This window comes from Acinetobacter brisouioides, assembly GCF_004331075.1.
In the GTDB taxonomy this organism is placed as follows: Bacteria; Pseudomonadota; Gammaproteobacteria; order Pseudomonadales; family Moraxellaceae; genus Acinetobacter.
The window spans coordinates 362,415-388,240 of record NZ_SJNX01000002.1; the positions used below are offsets into that span (position 1 = coordinate 362,415).

The 25,826-nt window shown below is 41.6% G+C and carries 28 protein-coding genes, 4 tRNA genes, 2 pseudogenes and 1 riboswitch; of the genes and pseudogenes, 22 read left to right on the plus strand and 12 right to left on the minus strand.

Annotation, left to right across the window (positions count from 1 at the left end):
* Positions 1–90 precede the first annotated feature (90 nt).
* The 12 genes from E0H77_RS04625 to ribB all read left to right on the plus strand — a co-directional run bounded on the left by E0H77_RS04625 (position 91) and on the right by ribB (position 7,148).
* Positions 91–1,797, plus strand: coding sequence for a tetratricopeptide repeat protein (locus E0H77_RS04625; protein WP_131375501.1), 1,707 nt, complete (start codon positions 91–93; stop codon positions 1,795–1,797).
* Entirely contained in the window at positions 1,781–2,380 is a 600-nt protein-coding gene (lolB, locus tag E0H77_RS04630; protein ID WP_131375390.1) for a lipoprotein insertase outer membrane protein LolB, read from the plus strand. Before E0H77_RS04625 ends, lolB begins: the two co-directional genes overlap by 17 nt.
* 14 nt (positions 2,381–2,394) lie before the next feature.
* Entirely contained in the window at positions 2,395–3,228 is an 834-nt protein-coding gene (gene ispE, locus E0H77_RS04635) for a 4-(cytidine 5'-diphospho)-2-C-methyl-D-erythritol kinase (protein ID WP_131375392.1), read from the plus strand.
* A tRNA-Gln gene (locus E0H77_RS04640) sits at positions 3,227–3,301 on the plus strand. Before ispE ends, E0H77_RS04640 begins: the two co-directional genes overlap by 2 nt.
* A 23-nt stretch (positions 3,302–3,324) precedes the next feature.
* Positions 3,325–3,399 (plus strand) — tRNA-Gln (locus E0H77_RS04645).
* 17 nt (positions 3,400–3,416) lie between these two features.
* Positions 3,417–3,491 (plus strand) — tRNA-Gln (locus tag E0H77_RS04650).
* A gap of 89 nt (positions 3,492–3,580) precedes the next feature.
* A tRNA-Gln gene (locus tag E0H77_RS04655) sits at positions 3,581–3,655 on the plus strand.
* Between the two features lie 39 nt (positions 3,656–3,694).
* Positions 3,695–4,648, plus strand: a complete 954-nt coding sequence (locus E0H77_RS04660) for a ribose-phosphate pyrophosphokinase (protein WP_131314475.1) — start codon at positions 3,695–3,697, stop codon at positions 4,646–4,648.
* A 102-nt stretch (positions 4,649–4,750) separates the two neighbouring features.
* Positions 4,751–5,047 carry a 50S ribosomal protein L25 gene (gene rplY, locus E0H77_RS04665; protein ID WP_131375394.1) on the plus strand — a complete coding sequence of 99 codons (297 nt, stop codon included), beginning with the start codon at positions 4,751–4,753 and terminating at the stop codon, positions 5,045–5,047.
* Between the two features lie 22 nt (positions 5,048–5,069).
* Entirely contained in the window at positions 5,070–5,648 is a 579-nt protein-coding gene (gene pth / locus E0H77_RS04670) for an aminoacyl-tRNA hydrolase (protein WP_131375396.1), read from the plus strand.
* A 90-nt stretch (positions 5,649–5,738) separates the two neighbouring features.
* Positions 5,739–6,119: an aspartate 1-decarboxylase gene (gene panD, locus E0H77_RS04675; protein ID WP_131314481.1), complete on the plus strand. Its 381-nt coding sequence runs from the start codon at positions 5,739–5,741 to the stop codon at positions 6,117–6,119.
* A gap of 135 nt (positions 6,120–6,254) precedes the next feature.
* A riboswitch (FMN riboswitch) is annotated at positions 6,255–6,393 on the plus strand.
* Between the two features lie 95 nt (positions 6,394–6,488).
* Positions 6,489–7,148, plus strand: coding sequence for a 3,4-dihydroxy-2-butanone-4-phosphate synthase (ribB, locus tag E0H77_RS04680; protein ID WP_131375398.1), 660 nt, complete (start codon positions 6,489–6,491; stop codon positions 7,146–7,148).
* Positions 7,149–7,164: 16 nt separating this feature from the next.
* Here ribB and E0H77_RS04685 read toward each other — a convergent pair.
* Positions 7,165–7,667: pseudogene (locus tag E0H77_RS04685) on the minus strand (HPP family protein).
* 85 nt (positions 7,668–7,752) lie between these two features.
* On the opposite strand from E0H77_RS04685, the pseudogene E0H77_RS04690 reads away from it, so the two are divergent.
* Positions 7,753–8,305, plus strand: a pseudogene (locus E0H77_RS04690) (TetR/AcrR family transcriptional regulator).
* On the opposite strand, the gene E0H77_RS04695 reads toward E0H77_RS04690, so the two are convergent.
* Positions 8,302–8,784, minus strand: a complete 483-nt coding sequence (locus tag E0H77_RS04695; RefSeq protein WP_131375400.1) for a DUF1289 domain-containing protein — start codon at positions 8,782–8,784, stop codon at positions 8,302–8,304. The pseudogene E0H77_RS04690 and the gene E0H77_RS04695 overlap by 4 nt on opposite strands.
* A gap of 96 nt (positions 8,785–8,880) precedes the next feature.
* On the opposite strand from E0H77_RS04695, the gene trhO reads away from it, so the two are divergent.
* Positions 8,881–9,813: an oxygen-dependent tRNA uridine(34) hydroxylase TrhO gene (gene trhO, locus E0H77_RS04700; RefSeq protein ID WP_131375402.1), complete on the plus strand. Its 933-nt coding sequence runs from the start codon at positions 8,881–8,883 to the stop codon at positions 9,811–9,813.
* A gap of 72 nt (positions 9,814–9,885) precedes the next feature.
* On the opposite strand, the gene E0H77_RS04705 is transcribed toward trhO, so the two are convergent.
* Both E0H77_RS04705 and E0H77_RS04710 read right to left on the minus strand, forming a co-directional pair.
* Positions 9,886–10,410: a YecA/YgfB family protein gene (locus tag E0H77_RS04705; RefSeq protein WP_131375404.1), complete on the minus strand. Its 525-nt coding sequence runs from the start codon at positions 10,408–10,410 to the stop codon at positions 9,886–9,888.
* Positions 10,411–10,476: 66 nt separating this feature from the next.
* Positions 10,477–10,680 carry a PA3496 family putative envelope integrity protein gene (locus E0H77_RS04710; RefSeq protein ID WP_004751071.1) on the minus strand — a complete coding sequence of 68 codons (204 nt, stop codon included), beginning with the start codon at positions 10,678–10,680 and terminating at the stop codon, positions 10,477–10,479.
* Between the two features lie 283 nt (positions 10,681–10,963).
* On the opposite strand from E0H77_RS04710, the gene rpoD reads away from it, so the two are divergent.
* From rpoD to E0H77_RS04740, 6 genes are all read left to right on the plus strand, one after another.
* Entirely contained in the window at positions 10,964–12,913 is a 1,950-nt protein-coding gene (gene rpoD, locus E0H77_RS04715) for an RNA polymerase sigma factor RpoD (protein ID WP_228258292.1), read from the plus strand.
* A 97-nt stretch (positions 12,914–13,010) separates the two neighbouring features.
* Complete coding sequence (locus E0H77_RS04720; RefSeq protein WP_131314490.1) at positions 13,011–13,298, plus strand: YbeD family protein; 288 nt, start codon at positions 13,011–13,013, stop codon at positions 13,296–13,298.
* Positions 13,299–13,356: 58 nt separating this feature from the next.
* Complete coding sequence (gene lipB, locus E0H77_RS04725; protein WP_131314491.1) at positions 13,357–14,025, plus strand: lipoyl(octanoyl) transferase LipB; 669 nt, start codon at positions 13,357–13,359, stop codon at positions 14,023–14,025.
* 79 nt (positions 14,026–14,104) lie between these two features.
* Complete coding sequence (locus tag E0H77_RS04730; protein WP_131375503.1) at positions 14,105–14,608, plus strand: hypothetical protein; 504 nt, start codon at positions 14,105–14,107, stop codon at positions 14,606–14,608.
* 4 nt (positions 14,609–14,612) lie between these two features.
* The gene (locus tag E0H77_RS04735; RefSeq protein WP_131375409.1) at positions 14,613–15,797 is read left to right on the plus strand and encodes an iron-containing alcohol dehydrogenase; all 1,185 of its coding nucleotides are present in this window, start codon (positions 14,613–14,615) and stop codon (positions 15,795–15,797) included.
* A 241-nt stretch (positions 15,798–16,038) separates the two neighbouring features.
* On the plus strand, positions 16,039–17,445 hold the full coding sequence (locus tag E0H77_RS04740) for an APC family permease (RefSeq protein ID WP_131375411.1): 1,407 nt from the start codon (positions 16,039–16,041) through the stop codon (positions 17,443–17,445).
* Positions 17,446–17,517: 72 nt separating this feature from the next.
* Here E0H77_RS04740 and E0H77_RS04745 read toward each other — a convergent pair whose 3' ends face one another.
* Positions 17,518–18,072 (minus strand): flavodoxin family protein, encoded by a 555-nt coding sequence (locus tag E0H77_RS04745; protein WP_116726466.1) that lies wholly within the window; start codon positions 18,070–18,072, stop codon positions 17,518–17,520.
* A 129-nt stretch (positions 18,073–18,201) separates the two neighbouring features.
* Between E0H77_RS04745 and E0H77_RS04750 the strand changes: the two genes are divergently transcribed.
* A complete protein-coding gene (locus E0H77_RS04750; RefSeq protein ID WP_131375413.1) occupies positions 18,202–18,588 on the plus strand; it encodes a winged helix-turn-helix transcriptional regulator in 387 nt (128 codons plus the stop codon).
* 252 nt (positions 18,589–18,840) lie between these two features.
* On the opposite strand, the gene E0H77_RS04755 is transcribed toward E0H77_RS04750, so the two are convergent.
* The 7 genes from E0H77_RS04755 to rplU form a co-directional block, all read right to left on the minus strand.
* On the minus strand, positions 18,841–19,311 hold the full coding sequence (locus tag E0H77_RS04755) for a tRNA (cytidine(34)-2'-O)-methyltransferase (RefSeq protein ID WP_004751054.1): 471 nt from the start codon (positions 19,309–19,311) through the stop codon (positions 18,841–18,843).
* Positions 19,312–19,347: 36 nt separating this feature from the next.
* Complete coding sequence (cysG, locus tag E0H77_RS04760; RefSeq protein WP_131375415.1) at positions 19,348–20,721, minus strand: siroheme synthase CysG; 1,374 nt, start codon at positions 20,719–20,721, stop codon at positions 19,348–19,350.
* A gap of 54 nt (positions 20,722–20,775) precedes the next feature.
* Positions 20,776–22,047, minus strand: coding sequence for a serine--tRNA ligase (gene serS, locus E0H77_RS04765; RefSeq protein ID WP_131375417.1), 1,272 nt, complete (start codon positions 22,045–22,047; stop codon positions 20,776–20,778).
* 105 nt (positions 22,048–22,152) lie between these two features.
* Positions 22,153–22,920 (minus strand): RsiV family protein, encoded by a 768-nt coding sequence (locus E0H77_RS04770; protein ID WP_131375419.1) that lies wholly within the window; start codon positions 22,918–22,920, stop codon positions 22,153–22,155.
* A 122-nt stretch (positions 22,921–23,042) separates the two neighbouring features.
* Positions 23,043–23,738: an outer membrane lipoprotein periplasmic chaperone LolA gene (lolA, locus tag E0H77_RS04775; protein ID WP_131375421.1), complete on the minus strand. Its 696-nt coding sequence runs from the start codon at positions 23,736–23,738 to the stop codon at positions 23,043–23,045.
* A 198-nt stretch (positions 23,739–23,936) separates the two neighbouring features.
* Positions 23,937–24,194 (minus strand): 50S ribosomal protein L27, encoded by a 258-nt coding sequence (gene rpmA / locus E0H77_RS04780; RefSeq protein ID WP_004751045.1) that lies wholly within the window; start codon positions 24,192–24,194, stop codon positions 23,937–23,939.
* An 18-nt stretch (positions 24,195–24,212) separates the two neighbouring features.
* Positions 24,213–24,524 (minus strand): 50S ribosomal protein L21, encoded by a 312-nt coding sequence (rplU, locus tag E0H77_RS04785; RefSeq protein ID WP_004751043.1) that lies wholly within the window; start codon positions 24,522–24,524, stop codon positions 24,213–24,215.
* Positions 24,525–24,848: 324 nt separating this feature from the next.
* On the opposite strand from rplU, the gene sdsA reads away from it, so the two are divergent.
* Positions 24,849–25,826 (plus strand): All-trans-nonaprenyl-diphosphate synthase, encoded by a 978-nt coding sequence (gene sdsA / locus E0H77_RS04790; protein ID WP_131375423.1) that lies wholly within the window; start codon positions 24,849–24,851, stop codon positions 25,824–25,826.

The window sequence follows — 25,826 nt, forward strand, 5'->3', positions numbered from 1 at the left end:
GCATGTGTTATTGTGCATCATCGGTGTCATAATAAGCATAAATATTTGGATAAAGAAATTTTGCAGCAAACAATTCGCCAACAATCATGTATGTTAATACGACGCTATTCTAGCACAATCTTATTGCTAGGAAGCATCACCTTATGTGCCTATAATTACACTTACGCGCAAAATACAGTGGCACACTATAATCCACTTCCGTTAAAACAAACCATGATTGCCGAATTTGCTTTGCAATATCAACAAACTGCCACAGCATTACACAACTACACAGTTCTGGCAATTCATAGCAGCTCCACAGCAATCAAACAACGTGCGCTTGACATCGCGCTCGATGAAAATGACCTGCCATCTGCACTCGATATTGCAACACATTGGGTCAATCAAGACCCAATAGATGTACCCGCTCTATTCTATTTAGCACACATTGCACTAAAAACACATAAATATGAGTTAACTGCACAAACACTTGATAAAATTTTAAACATCGACCCTGATGCCGATCTGGCTGAAATTGTCGCGGGGATTGCACCTGATTCACAAGAAGATCGAACCACACTGCTCAAAACCTTACGCAGTAGTAAAGCTAGAAGCAATCCATCAATTTTGGTCATGATTGCAAGCTTAGAAGCCCAAGATAATCAATTAGAACAAGCATTAAAAGACATACAGCGCGCTTTGCGAAAACGCCCAAATGTCACCAGTTTCATTTTACTCAAAGCCAATATCTTGGACGCATCGGGCAATCAGGATGCCACCATACAATGGTATGCAAAATCGAGTCGTCAGCATAACTACAACTTAGAAGTACGCCTTGCTGAAGCAAAATATTTAATCAAGATTGGTCAATCTGAACTGGGCTTAAAAAAACTCGAAGGTATTATTCGCAACTGGCCTTCTGCCGATGAACCTATTTTCATTGCAGGCTTAACCAGTATTGACTTAAAATGCTATGATCAAGCTGAAGGCTTTTTATTGCAGCTTAAAAATTCTTCACAATATCAAAATGATGCTTATTATTACCTCGCGATTAATGCTGAGCGTAAACAGCATTATGAAACAGCCAAAGCTTATTATCGCCTAGTCGATGGTAGTTTATACACAGTATCACGCCGAAGCCTCGTCACCATTTATGATAAAGAAGACAAGCTCAGCGATGCCTTACGCTTTTTGACACAAGAACGAGTTAATTACCCACAACACGCCAGTTTTTTATATCAACTGCAAGCAGAAATCCTGAAAAAACTAAATCATAAACTTGCAGCGATTGAACTGCTTGATGAAGCAATTCACAATCTCCCCGATGATCCTGATTTGATTTACGCACAAGTATTATTGCTCGACCCTTATCAGGATAAAGACCGTTTAGAACAAGATTTAAATAAGTTACTGAATATTGAACCCAATAGCCCCACTTATCTCAATGCTTATGCTTATACGTTGGCATTACAAAACCGTCGCTTGGGCGATGCACGCAAATATGTCGAACATGCTTTAGAGTACGCACCCGATCAAGCCTCTATTCTTGACACTTATGGCTTAATCACCTTTTTACAAAATGATCTTGCCACTGCAATCCCTGCCTTAGAAAAAGCCTACATGCTCAATGAAAATGTAGGTACAGGCGTTCGTCTAGCCAAAGCATTATATTTACGAGGGAATATGCAGAAATTTGCAGATTTGTTACAAGAACTCAAACAAAAACACCCGAACAATCCACAAGTAATTCAGTTAAATTCCTTGTTATTATCACACCAGCAAAAAATGAGTTTAGTTCACCATGCATCTGTTCACTAAAATTGGTTTAGGGCTACTGACCAGCAGCAGTTTGATTTTGACAGGCTGTCAGCAATACAGAAAGCCTCAACCTATGATCAATCAGTTGCCTACAACCAATACAATAGCATCGGCTCAAGAAACCAATTTTTCTCTGCAAGGTAAAATTGGAGTACGTACACCAAAACAATCTGGCAGTGCTTTTTTTACATGGGAACAACAACAGGATAATTTTGACATTGAGCTGAGTGGCGCACTGGGTATAGGCAAAACCCATATTCAAGGAATACCAGGACAAGTCACCCTAAATAGCGCAAAAACAGGCTTGATTCATGCAGCAACACCAGAAGAGCTTTTAGAAAAAGCGACAGGCTGGCAAGCGCCTATTACCGATTTGGTTCACTGGATTTTAGCACAACCCGCAACAGCTTCAGTTCAAATCGAAAAAGACCAACAACAGCGCCCAACTCAATTTATTGAAGATGGCTGGATCGTCCATCTCAGTTACAACAACGCTGCAACGCTACCTAACAAATTAATTTTAAAACAACAGCTTGATGATGGTCAGGAAAATCGTATTACAATGGTCATTCAAGACCGCTAACTAGATTTCAATTTATGATTCGCGTTCCTTCCCCTGCAAAACTTAATCTTTTTTTACATATCACTGGTCGACGAGCCGATGGTTACCATGAATTGCAAACCATTTTCCAACTCATCGATTTATATGACTGGCTTGAGTTTGAACCTAATGATAATCAAAACATTTGCCTCGATGGTTTATCTAGTGTCGAGCAGAAAGACAATCTGATTTTCAAAGCTGCTGAAAAACTCAAGCCTTTTGCCCAGCACTTTTGCGGATTAAATATCCATTTAGACAAACATATTCCCATGGGTGCGGGTCTAGGCGGTGGTTCATCTAATGCAGCAACGACACTCTTGGTACTCAATCAACTCTGGAAATGCAGCTTAAATATTCAGCAACTGGCAGAGATTGGGCAAAGTTTAGGAGCAGATGTACCTGTATTTGTGCATGGTCACAATGCATGGGCTGAAGGCATCGGTGAACAAATTACATTCATCAATTTGCCTAAAAAACAGTTCATTGTGCTTAAACCTGATTGTTTTATCAGCACTCAACTGCTTTTTTCACAAAAAACATTGACAAGAGATTCCAAGACCTCTAAATTTTGCGCCTATCAGCGAAAGCCATCGGATTTCGGAAATAACTTTGAGCCAATCGCAAGAAGTTTATATCCTAAAGTTGATGAAGCAATGCAATATCTCGATCAGTTCGGTATTGCAAAACTTACAGGAACAGGTGCCTGTGTTTTTGTTGAAGTCACTCCTGATATGCAAACAGAGCAAATTGTTCGCAATGCACCATGTAACGCTTACTTGGTACAAAGCTTAGATAAATCTCCTTTGTGTGACATACAGGTAGTACTATAGGGGCGTCGCCAAGTGGTAAGGCAGCGGGTTTTGATCTCGCCATCCGTTGGTTCGAATCCAGCCGCCCCTGCCATCATCTGAAGATTTTTGCATTATAGGGGCGTCGCCAAGTGGTAAGGCAGCGGGTTTTGATCTCGCCATCCGTTGGTTCGAATCCAGCCGCCCCTGCCATTGCAATTATCGAATTTAGGGGCGTCGCCAAGTGGTAAGGCAGCGGGTTTTGATCTCGCCATCCGTTGGTTCGAATCCAGCCGCCCCTGCCATTATTTGAAAAGACAGAAATTAAAGAAGAACCTCTTGTGATTTGTCCTTGACAAAACAGAGTAAAAACTTTAAAGTTCTGCCACATATTAGGGGCGTCGCCAAGTGGTAAGGCAGCGGGTTTTGATCTCGCCATCCGTTGGTTCGAATCCAGCCGCCCCTGCCAGATTCTCCTAAACAACACACCAACCGCCAAGGGTGCTTCATGCCCAATCTTGTCGTTTTTAGTGGAAATGCTCATCCACAATTCGCTCAAAAAGTCGTAAGCCATTTACACATTCCTTTAGGCTCTGCTTCAATTAACCGTTTTTCTGATGGTGAAATTGCTGTAGAAATTACTGAAAATGTACGTGGTAAGGACGTTTTCATCGTTCAGCCTACTTGCGCCCCAACCAATGATAACCTGATGGAAATCTTGGTCATGGCTGATGCACTTCGTCGTGCTAGCGCTGGACGTATTACTGCTGTTATCCCTTACTTTGGCTATGCTCGCCAAGACCGTCGTCCACGTTCTGCACGTGTGCCGATTACAGCTAAAGTCGTTGCTGACATGCTCACTACTGTTGGTATTGACCGTGTTGTGATGATCGATTTGCATGCTGACCAAATTCAAGGTTTCTTCGATATTCCTGTCGACAACATTTACGGCACACCTGCTTTGCTTGCTGACTTACGTCAACAACAACATGACAACCTGATGGTAGTATCACCAGATGTTGGCGGTGTTGTTCGTGCACGCGCTGTTGCAAAACAGATGGGTGATATTGATTTAGCAATCATTGATAAACGTCGTCAAAAAGCGAATGAATCTCAAGTGATGCACTTAATTGGTGATGTCAAAAATCGTGACTGCGTCATTGTAGATGATATGGTCGATACTGCTGGTACTTTATGCAAAGCAGCAGATGCGCTTAAACAGTTTGGCGCACGCCGTGTTGTTGCTTATGCAACTCACCCTGTGCTTTCGGGCAAAGCGATCGACAATCTACGTAACTCTGTGATTGATGAGTTGGTTGTAACTGATACCATTCCATTATCACAAGAAGCCATTGATTTGGGTAAAATTCGTCAAGTTTCTGTTGCAAGCATGGTTGCTGAAACCATTCGTCGTATTAACAACGAAGAATCCATCAGCGCGATGTTTGACAGCTATTTATAATATAGCTGCACAATTTTCCTAAAGCCCTGCTATAATGCGGGGCTTTCTATTAGCTAGATTGGTCGCAAATCTAGCTGTTTCGTAACTTAATGAGGATATCTCATGGCTAATTTCGTATTAAATGCTCAAGCACGTGCTGAAGACAAACAAGGGAAAGGTTCGAGCCGCCGCCTTCGTCGTGAAGCATTAGTTCCTGCTATCATCTACGGTGGTGACGCAGAACCTGTATCTGTAACTTTACAACTTCGTGAACTTGTTAAAGCTCTAGAAAGCAACGCTTTCTTTGCTGAAGTTGTAGAAATCAAAGTTGGTGACAAAACTGAAAGCGTTAAAATTCAAGCGCTTCAACGTCACCCAGCAAAAAACACTCCTATGCACGCTGACTTCAAACGCGCGTAATGGTAAGTGAGAGCGTAGTTTCGTGACTAAAATTTCGCTCATTGTCGGTTTGGGCAATCCTGGTAAAGAATATGCCCAAACCCGACATAATGCTGGCTTTTGGTTTGTTGAGCAACTCGCAGACCGTTATGGCATTAGTTTAAAAGCAGATCCAAAATTTTACGGGATCAGCGGTCGTGGTAGCATCGAAGGTCATGATGTCCGTTTGTTACTACCCACCACATTTATGAACCGTTCTGGGCAAAGTGTCGTTCCCTTCACCAAGTTTTATCAAATTCAGCCTGAAGCAATATTAATTGCACATGATGAACTGGATATGAACCCTGGTGTGATCCGCCTAAAAACAGGTGGTGGTCATGGTGGTCACAATGGTCTACGTGACATTGTTCCGCATATCGGTGCCAATTTTCATCGTTTACGAATTGGTATTGGACATCCTGGCGCTAAAGAACGTGTTTCTGGTCATGTTTTAGGTAAAGCACCTAAAAGTGAACAGGATCTTATAGATGCAGCAATTGATCATGCATTGTCGAAAACTCAGCTTTTGGTTGAAGGTCAAGTTTCGCAAGCCATGAATCAAATCAATGCCTATAAACCATAAATTCAATCTCTGATGGCATCTTTATGCACATCTCTTAAGTCTTTGAATGCCTTTTTTCTAGCAAACTGAGCAAATCGAGGAGATATTTGCATGTTATCACGTTTATTAAAATGCAAAATCCATCGCGCAATCGTCACCCATGCTGAACTTCACTATGAAGGTTCTTGCGCAATTGACGGCGTTTTAATGGATTTGGCAGGCATTCGTGAATATGAAGAAATTCATGTTTGGAATGTCACCAATGGTAAGCGTTTTTCAACCTATGCAATCCGTGGTGAAGATCATTCAGGTATTATTTCTGTTAATGGTGGCGCTGCGCATCAGGCTGAAGTGGGTGATATCGTGATTATTGCAACATTTGGCGACTTCAATGAACAAGAAGCCAATGTACATAAACCGCGCCTTGTCTATGCTAATCCTGACAATACGGTCAACCATACAGCCAACTGTATTCCTGTACAGGTTGCTTAAATTTTTTGATTTTGATCATGAGCATATTTCGATATGCTCAGATTACCGCTCATAGCAGATTATTTAATATTTATAGTACGAATCATTCTATAGAAAGGATGATTTTTCACAAAAAATGACGCTATAATTTTGTCACATCGCTTCAGGGCGGGGCGCAACTCCCCACCGGCGGTAAGCTCAATATGAGTAAGCCCGCGAGCCAATGACTGGTGTCATTCGCAGATTTGGTGCAAATCCAAAGCCGACGGTATAGTCCGGATGAAAGAAGTCGACGTTTCAGAAGATTCACTTTTCAAGCTTTTGTCACGACCCCATTTTTTCGATCAGTCCTGAAATGTTCCTGTATCTAAATTACGTGAGCGTTTCATTATGTCTATTTTAATTCAACCCGAATTATTTTTTTCCAGCCTAGCTCCTGCTGATCAGCGCATTCAACAAGCCTTAGAAGACATCCGTCAAGGTAAACCTGTTTTGGTCATGGATGATTTTGACCGTGAAAATGAGGCAGATTTAGTCATTGCTGCAGAAACTCTCAATGTGGAAACCATGGCACGCATGATTCGTGATGGCTCAGGTATTGTGTGTTTATGCTTAACTGAACAGCTTGCTGACCACCTAGAACTTCCACCAATGGTGAGCAACAACTCTAGTCATTTCCATACCGCATTTACCGTCACCATTGAAGCAGCTGAAGGCGTGACAACAGGTGTATCTGCAAAAGACCGCGTGACCACCATTCGTGCTGCAACCAAAGATGGTGCTGTAGCCAGCGACTTAAATCGCCCTGGACACGTATTTCCATTACGCGCACGTGAAGGTGGTGTTTTAACTCGCCGCGGTCACACTGAAGCTACGATTGATTTGGCTCGACTAGCAGGTTTAAAAGCGGCAGGTGTGTTGTGTGAATTAACCAACCCAGACGGCACAATGGCAGCAGGCATTCAGGTGTTATCTTATGCTCAAACTCATCATTTAACAGTCATTACCATTGAAGAATTGGTTCAATATCGTTTAGCTCAACACATTTAATTTTTTAGCATCATCATCACAACGATGGTGATGCATTTTTCTCACCGTATTTCTCAAATCTTTGCTGTAAAACATGCATCAGTTGAGCAATCACAACTAAAATAACCGCACCTGTCAGCACAGGGAAAATCAAAAAATCCCAGTCATAATGCACCGATGATGTACTCAATAAAATCAATAATGGATTTGCTCCTGCAGGCGGATGCATACATCCCAAAAGTTGCATTAATACAATCGCCAAGCCCACTGCAAACGCTATCATGACAATGTTAATCGAACGTAATGCACAAATGCCAAACCTACGGCTGCCGATACCACATGCCCGATAATCACATTTTTAGGCTGTGCCAAAGGTGACTGTGCCGCAGCATACAGCAAGACACAACTTGCACCGAACGGCGCCATAATCCACAACTGATGAGAAAGCTGAGTCAAATACAATAAAATGGCAATACTCAAACTTGCCCCCACCAATGCCGTCATTAAATCAGAAATTGAATACTGCAATGATTTCAACATCACTCCCCCCCTGTATTGATTTTTGTCGATTTGCACACTAAAATTTAAATGGTACAGATCTGTACCATTTACAAGATAAAAAAGTATGTCAAAATCCGCAGCTAAAATTCTAAGTACTGCCGAACAGTTATTTAATCAACACAGTTTTAACGCGGTTGGGGTAGATTTAATTCGAGATGAATCAGGTTGTTCTAAAACAACGCTGTACACGTATTTTAAAAATAAACAGCAACTTGTTGCTTCAGTACTTAAAAAGCGAGATATTCAGTTTCGGCAAAGTTTGTGTGATTTTGTTGGAGAGGCTCAAAGTTTAGCCGCAATTGAACAGATTTTTGACTGGCATGTTATGTGGTTTCAGCAAGATCATTTTAAAGGTTGCCTATTTGTACGGGCCGCTGGAGAGTCTTCGCAGCAAGATACTGAAATTCTTAATCTTGCTAAGCAACATAAGCACTGGCTATATGAATTTATTGCTCAGTACGCACAACACCCTCAAGCAACCTCAAGCAGTCACTGAATTGTGCTATAACTTTTTAGAGGGGTTGATCAGCCGATTTTTGGTTGAAGGCTTTCAAGCCGAAATTGCTGAACAGAACAAACAACTGATGCTCAGCTTAATAAAGAGTTTACAGGCTTAATCATCTGCCAACTGTAACAAGCTATAGTGAATGCCGTCAGCACGCAGCCAAGCGAATTCATAACTTGCTTTAGCAAGTGCCAATATACGTCGTTCAAACTCATCCCACAATGGCTTGACTTGTACCTGCTGAATGCCTAATCCACTCTCTTGAGCAAACTGACGATGTTTTTCACAAATTTTAAGCGCATGGTACAACTTGCGTCCAAGTGATGCATCAGGCAACAAGCGTATACGTTTTGAAACAATAAAACTCTCAACATCTCGCAGATTAGCATGTGGCAACATTGGCACTAAAATTTGATCTAATTGAGAATCCAGGCGCTTCCAAACCGCATGCTGTTGTTCAAGTGTATAAGTATTCCATTGAATCACTTCATGATTAAAACGTCGGCAACCTCGACAAACATGATCACCAAATACAGTAGAGCAACGCCCTGCACATGGGGTGAGTATCGCAATGCGACGATCTTTACTCAAACTACTCTCCTTCGCAAGAGCCATTCTCGCTTAATTTGTAAAATCACGCTAAAATACGCGCCTTGTTTTTCTATCTTAATACATTTGGAGTCTCGCATGAACGCTACTGTAGAACAGCTTGCACCTGTAGAACAGCAAGCGACCGCTGATTGGGTTGTTGCAGCACTATATCAATTCAAAGAAATTTCAGACTCTGCTGATTTGCAGCAACGTCTGCTTGATTTAGTTAAAACGATCAATCTATGCGGAACTCTAATTGTAGCCGATGAAGGCATTAATGGTACAGTTGCTGGAGACCGTCAGGCCATTGATACAATTCATCATTTTTTGATAAATGAAGGCTTTAACGCAATGGAATATAAAGAGTCTTATAGCTCTGACAAGCCATTTCGTAAAATGAAAATCAAGTTAAAAAAAGAAATTGTAACTTTAGGTGTTAAAGTTAAACCACGCGATTTGGTTGGTCATTATTTAGACCCAAAAGAATGGAATGAACTGATTGCACGTGATGATGTCATTCTGATTGACACCCGTAATGACTACGAATACAAAGCAGGTACATTCAAGGGTGCAATTGACCCGAAAACCGAGACTTTCCGCGAATTTCCAGAATACGTAAAAAAAGAACTTGAGCAACATAAAGACAAAAAAATTGCCATGTTCTGTACAGGTGGTATTCGCTGTGAAAAATCAACTTCCTTACTTTTACAAGAAGGTTTTGAAGAAGTTTATCACCTCAAAGGTGGTGTTCTAAAATACCTTGAAGAAACCCCAGCAGATGAAAGTTTATGGGAAGGTGAATGCTTTGTATTTGATGGTCGTACGGCTGTGACTCATGGTGTCGAAGAAGGTCAAAACATTAAATGCCACGCTTGCGGTTGGCCGCTTACTCCTGAAGAATCAGTACTGCCAAGTTATGAACATGGCGTGTCTTGCGTATACTGCATCGACAAAACCAGTGAAAAACAAAAAGCGGGCTTCCGTATGCGCCAATCCCAAATTGCAGCAGCAAAACGTAAACGCCTATAACCTTGCAATTATCTGAAAAATAACAACAAAAAAAGCACCTAAACAGGTGCTTTTTTTGTCATGCATACAAACTTAATTTGGTGTGTGATACATCAAATAAAGTTCATTTAGGTTATCTGGAATTTCTTCTGCAAGTTCATCCATCAACTGACCATTGCGACGGAAAGATTCCATTTGTGCATCTTCTTCATCAACGCCACTAAATATCATCATTGGCAAAGTCAGATCAACCAACTGTTCTTCAAACTCAGGCGTAAACCATGCCTCTTCGTTCAAGAACATGGCATCGACAAAACCGACACTCCAGTCACCCAAACTTGAGTCTACATCGGCTTCTTCAATTTCAAAAGGAAACTCGATTCCTTCTTCATTGGCAAGGCTTTGGCGTAACTGTTCGAGCCACAATTTGACCTGCGCCACAATTTCATTCGGCACTTTATTTGGGTTTCCATCAAACAAAGCATCAAGCCAAGTATCAAATTTCGGCCCAACCGCAATGGCACATAAAAATCCATGAGTTGCCGCAAAATCTAGACCATATTCGTTTTGGTCACCATCTAAATAATCACTTAACTGATCTAAATTCAAAGAACTCATTTTGATTCCATTATTGGTTACTAGAGTATGAGCATAGCATTGATAGGGATGATATTCTAAATGCTTTTATGCATCATCATCGCCTGAATCATCGTCGTCGAAATCATAATCAAAGTCTTTCAACTCGCGCTCCAAACGGCGTTGCGCAAGCAAGTCATCAATTAAACGACGCTTTTCCAATGACTCTTTGGCACTGATTTTATTCGATGCCTCATCAAAGCTAACGTCATCATCGTAGTTATCATCTAGTTCAAAATCTGTAGAAGACACTCAAACTACCTCAACATAAAAATATAAATGTTTTACGCGCTATTTAGCGTAGTTATTTGCTTTTGTCAAGATTTTTATGCATTTATATTTTTAAGATTCTCACTAAAATCTGCTTTTTTTCCGCGTTTTTTTTGTGTATTTATTAAGAATCTGGAGTTTTTCATCGCAAAATTACACGGACTTGAAAAAATTAAAAATGACACAATATTCATTCTACTTTAACAACACAAAAGATCTCATGAATTCGGTGCCTGCCCCATGATTTCTGAATTTTTTAAACAAATTGTGCTATCATGCACGGTTTTTCACTGCCACAGATTCAACAAAGAGTAAGCAAAAGATGAGCGATATGCATTCCCCTACTTCTCAAGTAGCGGCTCTGATTAGCCGAGGCAAAGAGCAAGGTTACTTAACTTACGCTGAGGTTAACGATCATCTCCCAGACTCAATCACGGAAAGCGAACAGATTGAAGACATTATTCAAATGCTTCAAGATGTGGGTATTCCTGTTCACGAACGCGCACCTGAATCTGACGATACAATGTTTGGCGAATCAACCGAAGCAGCCGATGAAGTTGCCGAAGAAGAAGCCGCTGCGGTACTTGCTTCAGTTGAAAATGAACCTGGGCGTACCACTGACCCTGTTCGTATGTATATGCGTGAAATGGGAACCGTTGAGCTGCTCACTCGCGAAGGTGAAATTAGCATTGCAAAACGAATCGAAGAAGGGATTCGTGATGTATTAAATGCGATTGCTTACTGGCCAAATGCAGTTGAAGTTGTCCTCCAAGAATACGAAGACTTTAACACTGGTGAACGCCGTTTAGCTGATATTTTGTCAGGGTATCTTGACCCTGAAACCGACGATGACATTCCAGAAGTCCTCGAGGAAGAAGAAACCGAATTGGCAGATGTAGTAGAAGAAGATACATCGAAACCAGCCAAAGAGGTCAAACTTGACGACGATGACGAGGAAGAAGAGTCAGAAGGTGATGACGATTCTGAAGGCGATTCAGGCCCAGATCCAGAAGTTGCAAAAGTTCGTTTTGCAGAGCTAGAGCAAGCTTGGAGCAAAACCAAAACAGCGATTCAACAACATGGTCGTAACTCGAAAGAAGCCGATGAAGCATTGGTCACTCTTGCAACTGTGTTTATGATGTTCAAATTTACGCCTCGTTTATTTGATATCATTTCTGAAATGATTCGTGGTACGCATGACCGTATTCGTACTGCTGAACGCGAAATCATGCGTTATGCCGTACGTCGTGGCCGTATGGATCGCAACCAGTTCCGCACCACATTCCCTAAACAAGAATCTAACCCAGCATGGCTTGATGCTCAGCTTGCTAAAGTTTCTCCAGACGTTAAACCATATTTGGAAAAAGTTCGTCCAGATGTCTTGGCATTCCAACAAAAAATTGCAGATATTGAAAATGAACTTGGTCTAAACGTTCAGGAAATCAAAGATATTTCTAAACGTATGGCGATTGGTGAAGCCAAAGCACGCCGCGCGAAAAAAGAAATGGTTGAAGCCAACTTACGTTTGGTGATTTCGATTGCGAAAAAATACACCAACCGTGGTTTGCAATTCCTCGACTTGATTCAGGAAGGTAACATCGGCTTGATGAAAGCGGTCGATAAGTTTGAGTATCGCCGTGGTTACAAATTCTCGACGTATGCAACATGGTGGATTCGTCAGGCGATTACCCGTTCGATTGCCGACCAAGCACGTACCATTCGTATTCCAGTACACATGATTGAAACCATCAACAAGATCAATCGTGTTTCACGTCAGCTATTACAGGAAATGGGCCGTGAGCCAACCCCTGAAGAGCTAGGTGAACGTCTGGAAATGGATGAAGTTAAAGTTCGTAAAGTTCTGAAAATTGCCAAAGAACCGATTTCGATGGAAACTCCAATTGGTGATGATGAAGATTCGCATCTTGGCGATTTCATTGAAGATCAAAACATCACTTCACCAGTGGATGCTGCAACGTCAGAAGGCTTAAAAGAAGCGACTCGTGAAGTGCTTGAAAACTTGACTGAACGTGAAGCCAAAGTCTTGAAAATGCGTTTTGGTATCGATATGCCAACTGACCATACGCTTGAAGAAGTGGGCAAACAGTTTGACGTAACACGTGAACGTATTCGTCAGATTGAAGCCAAAGCGCTACGTAAATTGCGCCATCCTTCACGCTCAGAACACTTACGTTCATTCTTGGAAAATGATTAATCGGGATTCTTGATTTTTCAGGAAACTATCCCCATCTTCTCTTTAAAGAATTAAAAAACGCCTGCTCTTGCAGGCGTTTCAACTGCTGAGAGCACCTATGTTAGATCGCACACCTTCTCGTGAACTCCGTGAAGACCTTTGGGTATTCCCAATGGATTATCCTATTAAACTCATTGGCAATGCAGGTATGGAACTTCGTATTGCTGTGGTAGAAATCTTGATCAAGCATTTCCCTGAGTTTGATGAAACCACTTTGGCTGTACAACCTTCACGTACAGGGAAATACCACTCGATTACTGCCCAACTGCGTTTTGAGGAACTTGAGCAAGTTCACGCATTGTATGCAGACTTGGCAGCTTGCCCTCATATCCGAACTGCGCTTTAATCCTAAACCAGATGCCTAAAACATCTGGTTTTGTTTTTTATATAAGGTTTTTCATTCCATGGATGCGTCTACTCTTCAGCAGTCACCAAAACTAATTATTCGTATTTTTAATAGCTTACAAGATTATCAAGCTAAATTTTCCGAAATGAAGACATTCACTGAAACACGTGAAGCAGATACTCACGATGAGTTATGGCTGTTGCAGCATCAAGATGTACTCACTCAAGGACAATCTGGAAAACCCGAACATATTTTGGTCAGCAGCAATATTCCAGTCGTGCAGTCAGATCGCGGTGGTCAGGTGACGTGGCATGGCCCAGGGCAAATGATTGCTTACTTTTTGTTTGACCTCAACCGATTAAAATGGCATGTGCGTACATTGGTCAGCTTTGCCGAGCAACTGATGATCGACCTACTCAACAAGTACCAAATCGAAGCGTATGCTAAACCTGATGCACCAGGTGTCTATGTGGATGGGCGTAAAATTGGTTCTTTAGGTTTTAAAATTCGTCGTGGGCGCAGCTATCATGGCTTATCATTGAATATTGACTGCGACCTGCATGGTTTTCAGACCATTAACCCGTGCGGTTACGCAGGTTTGGAAATGGTGCGTATTCAGGATCTTGTAGAAAACTATCCTAAATTTACACAACTCAGCCAAGACGTGATTGAATATTTAACACAAACTCAGTACTTTAAAGAAATTGAAGTGATTATGGAAATATAATCACTTTTAGAGTCACCCTTTCGCATCAATAAATACAAAAAAGGAAAAGCATGTGTTCAGCAAGTCGTTAAAACCAGCAATGCAGCAAGCTTATGTCAAGCTCATGATGAGTGTTATTGGCAACGGCTTGGTGATTGCCAGCCAAGTTGACCCTGAAATTCAGCAAGAAATTGCCAAATTCCCTGAAAACTTCACGCTATCCATGAAAGTTTTCCCACATGGCCCAGCCTTTACTGCGAGAGTCAATCAGCTCAAGCAACTTGAACTGATTGATCATCTGAATGGCAAACCTGATCTGTGCATTATCTTTAAGCATCTAGAACATGCTTTTTTAGTGTTTTCATTTCAGGAAAGTACCGCACGTGCCTTTGCCAATGACCGTATGATTGCTGATGGGGATGTTTCCTATGCCATCCGTCTCGTGCGTTGCTTAAATAAAATGGAATCGCTAATTTTACCCAAACTCCTCGCATCACTTGCTGTCAAACAATATCCAGAGCAACTTGGCTTTAAAGAAAAACTATCCAACGCCAGCCTGATCTATTTAAAACTTGCACAATCCTTTCTAAAACGGAGCGCATAAGCACATGACAAAATCATATTATGAATTTTTCTGCCCAGTCAAAGTCATTGCAGGTCATGCAGCGTTAGAACATATTCCTTTTGAGCTCGCTACTTTAGGTGCAAAACGCCCACTGATTATTACCGATAAAGGCGTACGTACTAACGGATTACTTGAACCAATTGAAATAGCATTTAGCTCAACCGATGCTGAAATTGGCTTTATTTTTGATGAAGTGCCACCCGATTCAAGCTTAGAAACTGTCAAAAAAGCCGCAGCTTTTTACCGTGAACATCAATGTGATGCCCTACTTGCCGTAGGCGGTGGCTCAGTCATTGATACCGCCAAAGCTACCAATATTTTAGTCACTGAAGGTGGTGATGATTTATTAAAATATTCAGGTGCACATAATTTACCTAAACCGCTGAAGCCCTTTTTTGTGATTCCAACCACATCAGGTACGGGCTCGGAAGTGACCATGGTGGCTGTGGTTTCTGATCCTGTCAAAAATGTCAAAATGGCATTTGCTTCTTACTACCTGATGCCACATGCAGCGATTCTAGATCCACGCATGACGCAAACCCTACCTGCACACCTGACTGCAATGACTGCTATGGATGCCATGACGCATGCCATTGAAGCCTATACGTGTATGGCGGCAAATCCACTGAGCGATGCTTATGCCACCGCAGCAATCAAGAAAATCAGCCAGAATCTGTTTAAGGTACTGGATAACCCAAAAGATGCACAGGCACGTTTAGAACTGGCACAAGCATCGACCATGGCAGGCATAGCCTTCTCCAATTCCATGGTTGGCTTGGTACATTCTCTTGGACATGCCTTGGGTGCAGTTGCCCACTTACCTCATGGTTTGTGTATGAACCTGTTCTTGCCTTATGTGCTTGAGTACAACAAGTCAGTGAATGGCGATAAAATTGCGGAACTGTTACTGCCTTTAGCTGGTGCAGATATTTATGCGCAAACCCCAGCCGATCAACGTACTAACAAAACCATTGAAACCCTCTATAGCATCCGTGACCATTTGTATGAACTCACCAAATTGCCACGCAATTTGCGCGAAACAGGCAAAGTCAGTGAAAGCCAGTTAGATGAAGTTGCTGAAAAGGCACTCAATGATGGTTCCATTATTTACAATCCTAAAGAAGCCTCTTTAGCACAGCTACGTGAGATTTTACAAAAATCGTGGTAAAGCGACAAAATAATAAAAAACGCCCATTGCCACTGGCACATTGGGCGTTTTTTGTTATATAAGAATCAACTAAAACGCAAAGATCATTGAATTGGCAGAAAAATTGCTAAAGGAATACTGCAATTAATTGCTGACAACGGATATCTATTTACGATAAAGTTGCGCTCTTTGTTAAAAATATGGGGGGGTCGTTCGTCCTAAACGATCCTAAAAATTGATAGCTGATCCTTGATCAACGATTATGAGGATAACGCCGTTGACACATTCTTCTGGGACTCAATCGGCAGCGAAACTGCAAAAATCACTCCTACTGGGCCATGTCATTGTTATAGGTCTTGCCTATATTCAACCCATGACCTTGTTCGATACCTTCGGTATGGTATCTGAAGCCAGTGCCCAACATGTACCAACATCCTATTTCTTTGCCTTGCTGGCGGTGCTGTTCACTGCGTTAAGCTATGGCTACATGATTAAACGTTATCCTTCTTCAGGATCAGCGTATACCTATGTACAACGTTCGATCCATCCAAATGCAGGCTTTATGGTCGGCTGGTCTTCCCTGCTTGACTATATTCTTAGCCCGATGGTCAATATTTTACTTGCAGTGATTTATTTAACTGACATGTTCCCAAGTGTTAACCACTGGGTATGGGTCATTGGCCTGACTGGACTCATGACATGGGTCAACCTACGCGGCATCAAGTTTGTGGCTAACCTGAATGGTCTAATCGTATTTTTCCAAATGCTGGTGATTGGGATTTTTGTCTTTTTAATTATTAAAGACTTGGCCCTTGGTCATACTGCACAAACCGCAATGGGTTTATCGACAGAAAATAATGGAACCTTGCTTTCATCTTCACCATTTTGGAATGATCAGGTCAAACTGGGCGCGTTAATTTCTGGGGCAACCATTTTGTGCTTCTCTTTCACTGGTTTCGATGCGCTAAGCTCACTGGCAGAAGAAACCCATGAAACCGATAAGGTCTTGCCTAAAGCAATTTTCTTGACTGCGCTAATTGCAGGGATTGTATTTATTGCTGCAACTTACTTTATGCAGCTTTACTTCCCTGGAAACCCTGCCCAATACTTCAAACATGTCGATGCCACCCAGCCTGATATTTTACGAATCGTGGGCGGTGAAATGTTTAAATCCGTGATCTTGGCATTTGCGATTGTGACTGTCATGGCATCAGGAATTTCTGCACATGCGGGAGTATCACGCCTGATGTATGTCATGGGTCGTGACGGTGTTTTTAACAAAAAATATTTTGGACATCTTAGCTCACAAACTCACGCACCCACCTTTAACATTATTTTGGTTGGTATTATCGCACTCTCTGCGGGCTTTACCGATCTTAACCATGTCATTAACTTAATTAGTTTCGGTGCATTGACTGCATTTAGTTTTGTGAACCTATGTGTGGTTTCACAATATATCTTACGTGAAGGGCGTACAAAAACCCCCGCAGATATTTTCCGTTACTTGGTGATTCCAATGCTCGGCTTTATCTCGATTGGTGCGCTGTGGCTTCAGATTAACCATACCGCGTTGCAATGGGGAATTGTCTGGGCTGTGATTGGGGTTTTATTCCTTGGCTACAAAACCAAAGGCTTTAAAATTCCACCACCACAGTACAAACACGACTAAAGCACACCCAATAAAAAAACCAGCGCGATGCTGGTTTTTTTATGACTTGTGTTTGCCAACTCAAACTTTAAATTAGCCTACCAATTTTTCAGTAATAGCTAGAACGCGTTTTGCATAGGCTTTAGCCGTATCTAAATCACCTGATGGAATCTCATCGACACTCGCATCGGCAGGAGACTGTACCAACAGACCGACTGATCCGCCCAAGTTATTAATATCTTGGCGAGTTGCTGCTTTTGTATTCGCAGGCAATAATCCCAAGCTCACCCAAAGACCACCATGTTGTGATGCCAAAGTTTGCAACTGAATGAGTGTTACTTGTTTGTCACCGTTAAAACTTGCACTGTTGGTAAAACCTGCAAACACTTTATCTTTCCATGCTTGAGTGAACCATGCTTTTGAAGTTGCATCAGCAAATTTCTTAAATTGCCAAGGCGCTGTACCCATGTAAGTTGGTGCACCAAATACAATTGCATCAGCCTGATTTAAGGTTTCCCAATCAGCTTCTTGAATATCGCCATTTTGATCAATTGCGATCAGTTGTGCTGCAATTTCATTTGCAAATGTCTCTGCAACCACTTTGGTATGACCATATCCAGAAAAATATACCACTGCTACTTTTGCCATGTTGAAGCCCTATTTTTTCGTTTTAGAAAGGAATTGCTATATAATATATTTTAGAAACTAACTGTCAATTAGTTACCAAAAGGTAACTACTGACATCTGATCAAACATAGCACGGAATATATTTCAAATATGACATCTTTACCGTCTTACAACATTTACAATCTGTATTGTCCAGCGCGCCTGTTTTTTGAAACACTTGCCAATAAATGGGTGTTACTGATCATGAATGTATTGGAATGTTCTCCCCAACATTTCAATCTTTTGAAAAAAAACATTGAAGGTATTTCTCCCAAAGTCCTGTCACAAACACTTAAAAACTTAGAACGTGATGGCTTTGTAAAGAGAACCGTGATCGATAGCAGCCCAATCCGAGTAGAATATGCTTTAACACCACTTGGAACAGATTTCTCAAAAACAGCATATTTATTAAAAGAATGGGCGGAACAGAATATTGATCGTGTTTTACATGCACAAAATGCTTATGATGCGAATCTGAAAAAAACATCAACTGACTAAGTCTTTGAATAATTTATGAGTTCTTAGTTGATAAAATGACTCACATGTATTTTATGTTTATTACAACACGATAAAAAATATTAAGCCGCGTTCATCAGGCTTGATACCTGCTTTATTTTTACCCCGAAGCAAAAAATATATTTCAATGAAGCACAAGAGAAATAAAATGGGCTGATGATACAAGCCTATTTATAAAATAAAAAAAGTGTCCTCATAAAGAAGACACTTTTTTTATTGATGTGACTCTGATCATTACAACACTTTGAAGCCTTGTTGACGCCAAGCTTCATACACGATAACTGCTGTGGCATTCGACAAATTCAAGCTGCGAGAGTTTTCTGCCATTGGCAGGCGAATCCATTGTTCTTTTGGAAACATGAGACGTACATGTTCTGGCAAGCCACGTGTTTCAGGCCCCATCAGCAATGCCACAGGACGATTTAAATCAACAGTATGCGGAATTGCTGAACCTTTGGTCGTCAATGGGAAAATATGCTCTACGCCCTGACTTGCCAAGTTCTCAAGGCACTGCTCAAAATTGTCCCAGATTTTCATACGTGCATATTCGTGATAGTCCAACCCTGCACGCTTGAGTTTTTTGTCATCCAGTTCAAAACCTAAAGGCTTGATCAAGTGTAACTGAGCACCCGTATTGGCACATAAACGAATGATATTTCCTGTATTACTTGGAATTTCAGGTTCGTACAAAACCACATGAATCACAACTTTTCTCGACTTTTTCTACAGAAGTTACTGCAACTACTGCCACTGTAACTGTTCACGTAAATGCACGACTTCACCAATAATGGTCAAAGTTGGTGCTTGAATTTGATATTCGGTGACTTTACTGGCAATATCCGCCAATGTTCCCACAACGACTTTCTGATCGGGTGTTGTCCCCTTAGAAATGAGTGCTACAGGCATATCTGGGCGCTGACCATGGGCAATCAGTTGTTGGCTAATTTTTTCCAGTCCCACCAAACCCATATACAACACCAGCGTCTGGTTTTCATACACCAGTTCATCCCAAGGCAGCTCAGGGGAACCTTCTTTAAGATGTCCTGTCAGAAAACGTACACTTTGAGCATAGTCACGATGTGTTAATGGAATACCTGCATAAGCTGAACAGCCTGATGCCGCGGTAATCCCTGGCACAACCTGAAAAGGTACACCCGCAGCAAATAATTCCTGAATTTCTTCGCCACCACGTCCAAAAATAAATGGATCACCACCTTTTAGGCGGCATACTCGTTTGCCCTGTTGTGCATATTCAACCAATAAGGCATTAATACCATCTTGAGGGACACTATGATTAGAACGTGCTTTACCTACATATAGCTTTTCAGCATCGCGGCGGCATAACTCTAAAATAGGTGCAGAGACCAAACGGTCATAAATCACCACATCCGCCTGTTGCATGAGGCGTAAGGCCTTGAGCGTCAATAGTTCAGGGTCACCTGGCCCTGCTCCGACCAAATACACTTCACCTTTGGGTGCTGTCCACTCTGCCAATGCCTGTTGTAGCATCTGATTGGCTTTTTCCAAGTTGTCATTAAACACTTGTTCTTTGAGAGGACTTGCATACAGTTCTTCCCAAAACACCCGACGCTGATCAGGGTTGGGAATTTTTTCTTTCACAGCTTTGCGCCAGTGTCCCGAAAATTTTGCCAGTTTGCCTAAACCATGCGGCAATAAACTTTCAATCTGGGTACGTAACTGACGGGACAGTACTGGAGATGTGCCATTTGAAGCAACAGAAACCACCAAAGGCGAACGATCAATAATCGCAGGCACCATAAAACGACAGTGCGGAATATCATCTACACTATTGACCAATAGGTTACGCTGCTCACACAAATCAAAAACCAGATGATTTACTTTAGCCTGATTTGTTGCGGCAATGACGAGACGATAAGGATGCTCTAAATCAGTTTCAACAAATGCATGTTGCAGGAATTTCCCTGTTGATTTATGCACAATCTCAAGCAGATTTTCATCGATTTCAGGTGCAACCACATCAATGATTGCCCCTGCTTTATGTAACAAAATCGCTTTGCGGTAGGCAATATGCCCACCACCAACGATCAAACAACGCTGCTGCTGCAACTTGAGCGAGATTGGAAAAATTTCCACAACAACTCCCTAACTTTCAATCTGATCGTCTTTAAGCAAAAATCGTGCACAAAATTAATCGATGTACTCTAAACCACCCATATATGGACGTAATACTTCAGGAATGACGATTTTGCCATCTTTTTGCTGATAGTTTTCCATAACCGCTAGCAAGGTACGACCCACAGCCAAACCTGAACCATTTAAAGTATGTACCAGTTCAAGTTTCTTTTGGTCAACACGATAACGTGCTTTCATACGGCGCGCTTGGAAGTCACCCATATTTGAGCAGCTTGAAATTTCGCGGTAAGTATTTTGGCTTGGCACCCAAACTTCCAAATCGTAAGTTTTGGTTGCACCAAAGCCCATGTCACCACCACAAAGGATAATCTTGCGGTATGGCAAACCCAGTGCCTGCAAAATACCTTCCGCATGAGAAGTCAACTCTTCCAAAGCCTGCATCGAGTCTTCAGGCTTCACGATTTGCACCATCTCAACTTTGTCGAACTGGTGCTGACGAATCAAACCACGTGTATCGCGTCCATAAGACCCAGCTTCACTACGGAAACATGGTGTATGTGCGGTGTATTTGAGTGGTAAACGGTCTGCATCAATAATTTCATCACGCACAAAGTTAGTGATTGGCACTTCTGCTGTTGGAATCAGGTAATACTCTTTCTCACCTTTTAATTTGAATAAATCTTCTTCAAATTTAGGGAGCTGACCTGTACCTCGCAATGTATCGGCATTGACCAGATACGGCACATACGCTTCAGTATAGCCATTTTTCAGAGTATGCGTATCAAGCATAAATTGGGTCAACGCACGTTGTAAACGCGCAAGTGGGCCTTTCAAAACACTGAAACGTGAACCAGTCAGTTTAGTCGCTGTTTCAAACTCCAAGCCACCCATCCACTCGCCAAGGTCAGTATGATCTTTGATTTCAAAGTCAAATTCACGAGGCGTACCCCATTTGTACACTTCAACATTGTCACTTTCATCTTTGCCATTTGGTACAGATTCATCTGGCAAGTTTGGAATCGACAAATATTTTTGTTCAATTTCGTTTTGCAATTCAGCCAGTGCAATTTCTGCCGCTTTAATTTCATCGGCAATCGCTTGCATACGGGTCATAATTTCGGAGGCATCGCCACCTGCTTTTTTGATTTGCCCAACCTGTTTCGCTCCAGCATTACGTTCTGCTTGGAGATTTTCAGTTTTAGACTGAATTTCTTTACGACGAGATTCTAAAGCAGCCCATTCTTCAACGTTCAGTTGTACACCACGTTTGGCAAGCGCTGCATTTACCGCCTCAATATTATTTCTCAGTAATTTCGGGTCAATCATAACCAATCAAATTGCATAAAAAAGACTGGGTATAGTGTAAGCGCTTCATTCTAAAAAATACAGTCACCTGTGATGAATCCTGCAGCTGAGCTACAGGATCAATGACTATTTAGGTAAATATTCAGCGCGAATCAAACCTTTTGCCATCGAATACGGTAGCGTGAGTTCTGTCATACCTTCGGCATAAGATGCAAGCTCATACAATGGATACACGAAAACAATACCATTGGCACCGTAATAAAAATTATCGGTAATTTCCAGTTTATCTTGGGTAATTTGATGCTGCGTAAACCAGTTCTGATTGGCTTCATACAAGGCATTCAGAAGTTTTTGCTGGACTTGGGTTTGTAACAGATCATCCACCATAATGCGTTTCTTGGTTTTTAGATCAAAAATCACATATTCCTTATGGTACATGCCATGCGCGGCGCCCTGATTATAAGTTTCCGACTCAATCACAAATGAGGCCAGGTTGGCATTTTGCCCTAAATAACGCACCAGAGCGCTGTTCGAACTTTGAGTTAAATGCTGTGCCTGACTGGCTGTTGGTTCAGATGCAGGTGGGTTAAACGCCAGTGGAAAATTTTTCTTAAACCGTTTTAAGAAGAACGCATCAATCCAATCTACATTGGTTTGTACCGTTGCCAATTGATAAGATGTGCATTCATCATTCTCACACACTTCCACTTTAGGCAAAACAATAGGCTGAGTTTTTGCCTGAATTAATGGAATGTTTGCAACTTGTGACTGACTTTGACTGGCCGATGAAGTTTCTTGAGTATGTTGAGATTGCTGACTGTCATGGCAAGCACTCAATACGCTTACTAAGACTGCCCCAACACAGCAATTGAGTATTTTATGCTTATAATTCAATGTGCAACTCCCTCAGATTCAGCGATCTTGTCACTATAAGGGATTTGACTGTTAAACTGTGTTGCATTCTTGATAAACAAAAAAAAGCCTGCGTATTGCAGGCTCTTTGACTTAAAAAATCATTACTGATCAATAATATCTGTGCCTTTAGGCGGGGTAAAATTAAAAATCGATGCAGGAATGCTGACGTTTTTCGCAGCATTGGTAAACCGTATTGTCGTGGTTTGCCCCAAAGAATCATTCAAAATCATAAACGCTGGCGTACCATTTGCAGAAAAGCTGATACTCAAATTCAGAAATGCACTGTCTTTGGCTTTTGGCGTCAAGATATAGTAGGTTTTACTGTGGTCTGGCTGACTCACTCGATAAGACTGCATAATCTGACTAGTATTGCCTGAAAGTAGCAATGCAGGCGTATTCGCGACCTGATCACTCAAACTTTGACGAACGGCTTGCTGTAAGTCTGGATCATAAATCCATACCGTTTTTCCTGTGGTTACAATGGTTTGTTTCGATGGTGCTGTGGTTTCCCAGAAGAATTTTCCTGGGCGAGCGACTTTCATCGTCCCACGGAATGTCTGGTTCAAATGCTGTGCAGTTAGCCCTTTCTTCTGTACTGTTTTTTTACCATTGCTTTTGGTTGTTTGTTCAAAGCTTGCACTCAAGCTATGCAAACCCGTTAATTGTCTGACTAAATTTTGAGTAGCTTGCTGTTCTGAAGCGGCAACTGGTGCTGCGAAAACTGTTGTACTTACTACTGGAGCCAAAGTCACGGCACCAAGCACCACGGCACAAAATGTTTTACGAAGCATATTCATTGATTCACCTTTTTCTTTATAAATGCAGTTGCATTGTTTGCCATACTACTCTAGATGATAAAATCTAAGAATAGAGAATATAAGCCATTTTGTATTTGTTATAGCGGCGATTTGTGAGCATTTTCGCGATTCATGAATAAAATATGAAAATTTAAAGCATAAAAAAGCCTGCAAAAGCAGGCTTTCTCAAATCAAAGCTTATACAGCTTCAATTTTTACGTAGCGACGGCCAAATTGACCTTTCACTTCGAATTTTACTACGCCGTCAGCAGTAGCAAATAGAGTATGGTCGCGGCCCATACCTACATTTGCACCAGCGTGGAATTCTGTACCACGTTGACGAACAATAATGCTTCCAGCTGATACAGTTTGACCACCGTAAGCTTTAACACCTAGCATTTTTGGGTTTGAATCACGACCGTTACGTGTCGAACCACCGGCTTTCTTGTGAGCCATGTCTCTTACTCCTCGTGATTAGCCTGAAATACCAGTAATTTTCAACTCGGTAAACCATTGACGGTGACCTTGTTGTTTACGGTAATGTTTACGACGACGCATTTTTACAATACGGATTTTGTCGTGACGACCATGACCAACCACTTCTGCAGTTACTTTAGCGCCAGCAACAACTGGAGCACCGATTTGAATGCTTTCGCCGTTTACAACCATTAATACATCATCAAATGTAATAGTTGAACCAGTTTCAGCTTTTAACAATTCTACTTTAAGGGTTTCACCCTCAACCACACGGTGCTGTTTACCACCGCTTTGGATTACTGCGTACATAATGTACTCCAAACCAAGCCCGTGTCGTCGTGTCGATAAAGGGATATATCGATCTTAAAACGAACGCCACTGGGGATATAAAGGGCTAGTATTTTAAGTAAAAAACATACAAACAACAAGTAGGCATATTTATTTTTATACATTAAAAGTTAAACAGAATTAAGTGTTTGTTTTTTATTGTTTTTTATTTATTGCTTGCAAATAAAAAACCAAGAACTAAGAAAAACATCTATTTTATGGTATAAAACATGCTTTCAGTCACAATGCATTTGCTTGTGACAGGCAGTATAAAAACGTTTTAAATAGATTTTAGGTTTTATGTTTATGGCCATCGATTTTAAGCAAGATATTCTCGCCCCTGTTGCAGCAGACTTTGCTGCAATGGATAAATTTATCAATGAAGGAATTAGCTCTAAAGTCGCACTGGTTATGTCTGTGAGCAAGCATGTGGTTGAGGCAGGTGGCAAACGTATGCGCCCGATCATGTGTCTACTGGCTGCACAAGCCTGTGGTGAAAATGATCTAACCCAGACTCAGCGTTTAGCAGCTGTTATCGAGATGTTGCATACGGCAACATTGGTTCATGATGATGTGGTGGATGAGTCTAATTTACGTCGGGGTCGACCTACTGCCAATGCCACATGGAACAATCAAACCGCCGTTTTGGTGGGTGACTTTCTGATTGCTCGCTCTTTTGATTTGTTGGTTGACCTCAACAATATGACCTTATTAAAAGAGTTTTCAACAGGAACTTGCGAGATCGCCGAGGGCGAAGTGTTACAGCTTCAGGCGCAGCATCAACCAGATACCACAGAAGCGACTTATCTCAGCATTATTCATGGTAAAACGTCGCGCTTATTTCAACTCGCGACAGAAGGCGCTGCAATTTTAGTGGGTAAACCTGAATATCGTCAGGCACTGCAACAATATGCAGGACACTTTGGCAATGCCTTCCAAATTATTGATGATATTTTGGACTATACTTCGGACGCTGAGACATTGGGTAAAAATATTGGCGATGATTTAATGGAAGGTAAACCGACTTTGCCATTAATCTCAGCGTTAAGTAAGACCTCAGGTACAGATCACGAAATTATTCGTAAAAGTATTGCCACAGGCGGCTTGACTGAACTTGATGACGTCATTCGTATTGTACAAAATTCTGGCGCTTTGGATTATTGTCGTTTACGTGCCCAACAAGAAACTCAGCTTGCAATTGATGCTTTAGCAATTTTACCAGAGAGTATTGCCCGTCAGGGATTATATAATTTAGCCATGTTGGCTCTGGATCGTATTCAATAA

Bases quoted from the DNA above. Each gene is read 5' to 3' on its own strand.
- E0H77_RS04625 (WP_131375501.1), top strand. From the start codon at position 91: ATGTTAATACGACGCTATTCTAGCACAATCTTATTGCTAGGAAGCATC.
- lolB (WP_131375390.1), top strand. From the start codon at position 1,781: ATGCATCTGTTCACTAAAATTGGTTTAGGGCTACTGACCAGCAGCAGT.
- ispE (WP_131375392.1), top strand. From the start codon at position 2,395: ATGATTCGCGTTCCTTCCCCTGCAAAACTTAATCTTTTTTTACATATC.
- E0H77_RS04660 (WP_131314475.1), top strand. From the start codon at position 3,695: ATGCCCAATCTTGTCGTTTTTAGTGGAAATGCTCATCCACAATTCGCT.
- rplY (WP_131375394.1), top strand. From the start codon at position 4,751: ATGGCTAATTTCGTATTAAATGCTCAAGCACGTGCTGAAGACAAACAA.
- panD (WP_131314481.1), top strand. From the start codon at position 5,739: ATGTTATCACGTTTATTAAAATGCAAAATCCATCGCGCAATCGTCACC.
- ribB (WP_131375398.1), top strand. From the start codon at position 6,489: ATGTCTATTTTAATTCAACCCGAATTATTTTTTTCCAGCCTAGCTCCT.
- trhO (WP_131375402.1), top strand. From the start codon at position 8,881: ATGAACGCTACTGTAGAACAGCTTGCACCTGTAGAACAGCAAGCGACC.
- E0H77_RS04705 (WP_131375404.1), bottom strand. From the start codon at position 10,410: ATGAGTTCTTTGAATTTAGATCAGTTAAGTGATTATTTAGATGGTGAC.
- E0H77_RS04720 (WP_131314490.1), top strand. From the start codon at position 13,011: ATGTTAGATCGCACACCTTCTCGTGAACTCCGTGAAGACCTTTGGGTA.
- lipB (WP_131314491.1), top strand. From the start codon at position 13,357: ATGGATGCGTCTACTCTTCAGCAGTCACCAAAACTAATTATTCGTATT.
- E0H77_RS04730 (WP_131375503.1), top strand. From the start codon at position 14,105: ATGCAGCAAGCTTATGTCAAGCTCATGATGAGTGTTATTGGCAACGGC.
- E0H77_RS04735 (WP_131375409.1), top strand. From the start codon at position 14,613: ATGACAAAATCATATTATGAATTTTTCTGCCCAGTCAAAGTCATTGCA.
- E0H77_RS04740 (WP_131375411.1), top strand. From the start codon at position 16,039: ATGAGGATAACGCCGTTGACACATTCTTCTGGGACTCAATCGGCAGCG.
- E0H77_RS04745 (WP_116726466.1), bottom strand. From the start codon at position 18,072: ATGGCAAAAGTAGCAGTGGTATATTTTTCTGGATATGGTCATACCAAA.
- E0H77_RS04750 (WP_131375413.1), top strand. From the start codon at position 18,202: ATGACATCTTTACCGTCTTACAACATTTACAATCTGTATTGTCCAGCG.
- serS (WP_131375417.1), bottom strand. From the start codon at position 22,047: ATGATTGACCCGAAATTACTGAGAAATAATATTGAGGCGGTAAATGCA.
- lolA (WP_131375421.1), bottom strand. From the start codon at position 23,738: ATGAATATGCTTCGTAAAACATTTTGTGCCGTGGTGCTTGGTGCCGTG.
- rpmA (WP_004751045.1), bottom strand. From the start codon at position 24,194: ATGGCTCACAAGAAAGCCGGTGGTTCGACACGTAACGGTCGTGATTCA.
- rplU (WP_004751043.1), bottom strand. From the start codon at position 24,524: ATGTACGCAGTAATCCAAAGCGGTGGTAAACAGCACCGTGTGGTTGAG.
- sdsA (WP_131375423.1), top strand. From the start codon at position 24,849: ATGGCCATCGATTTTAAGCAAGATATTCTCGCCCCTGTTGCAGCAGAC.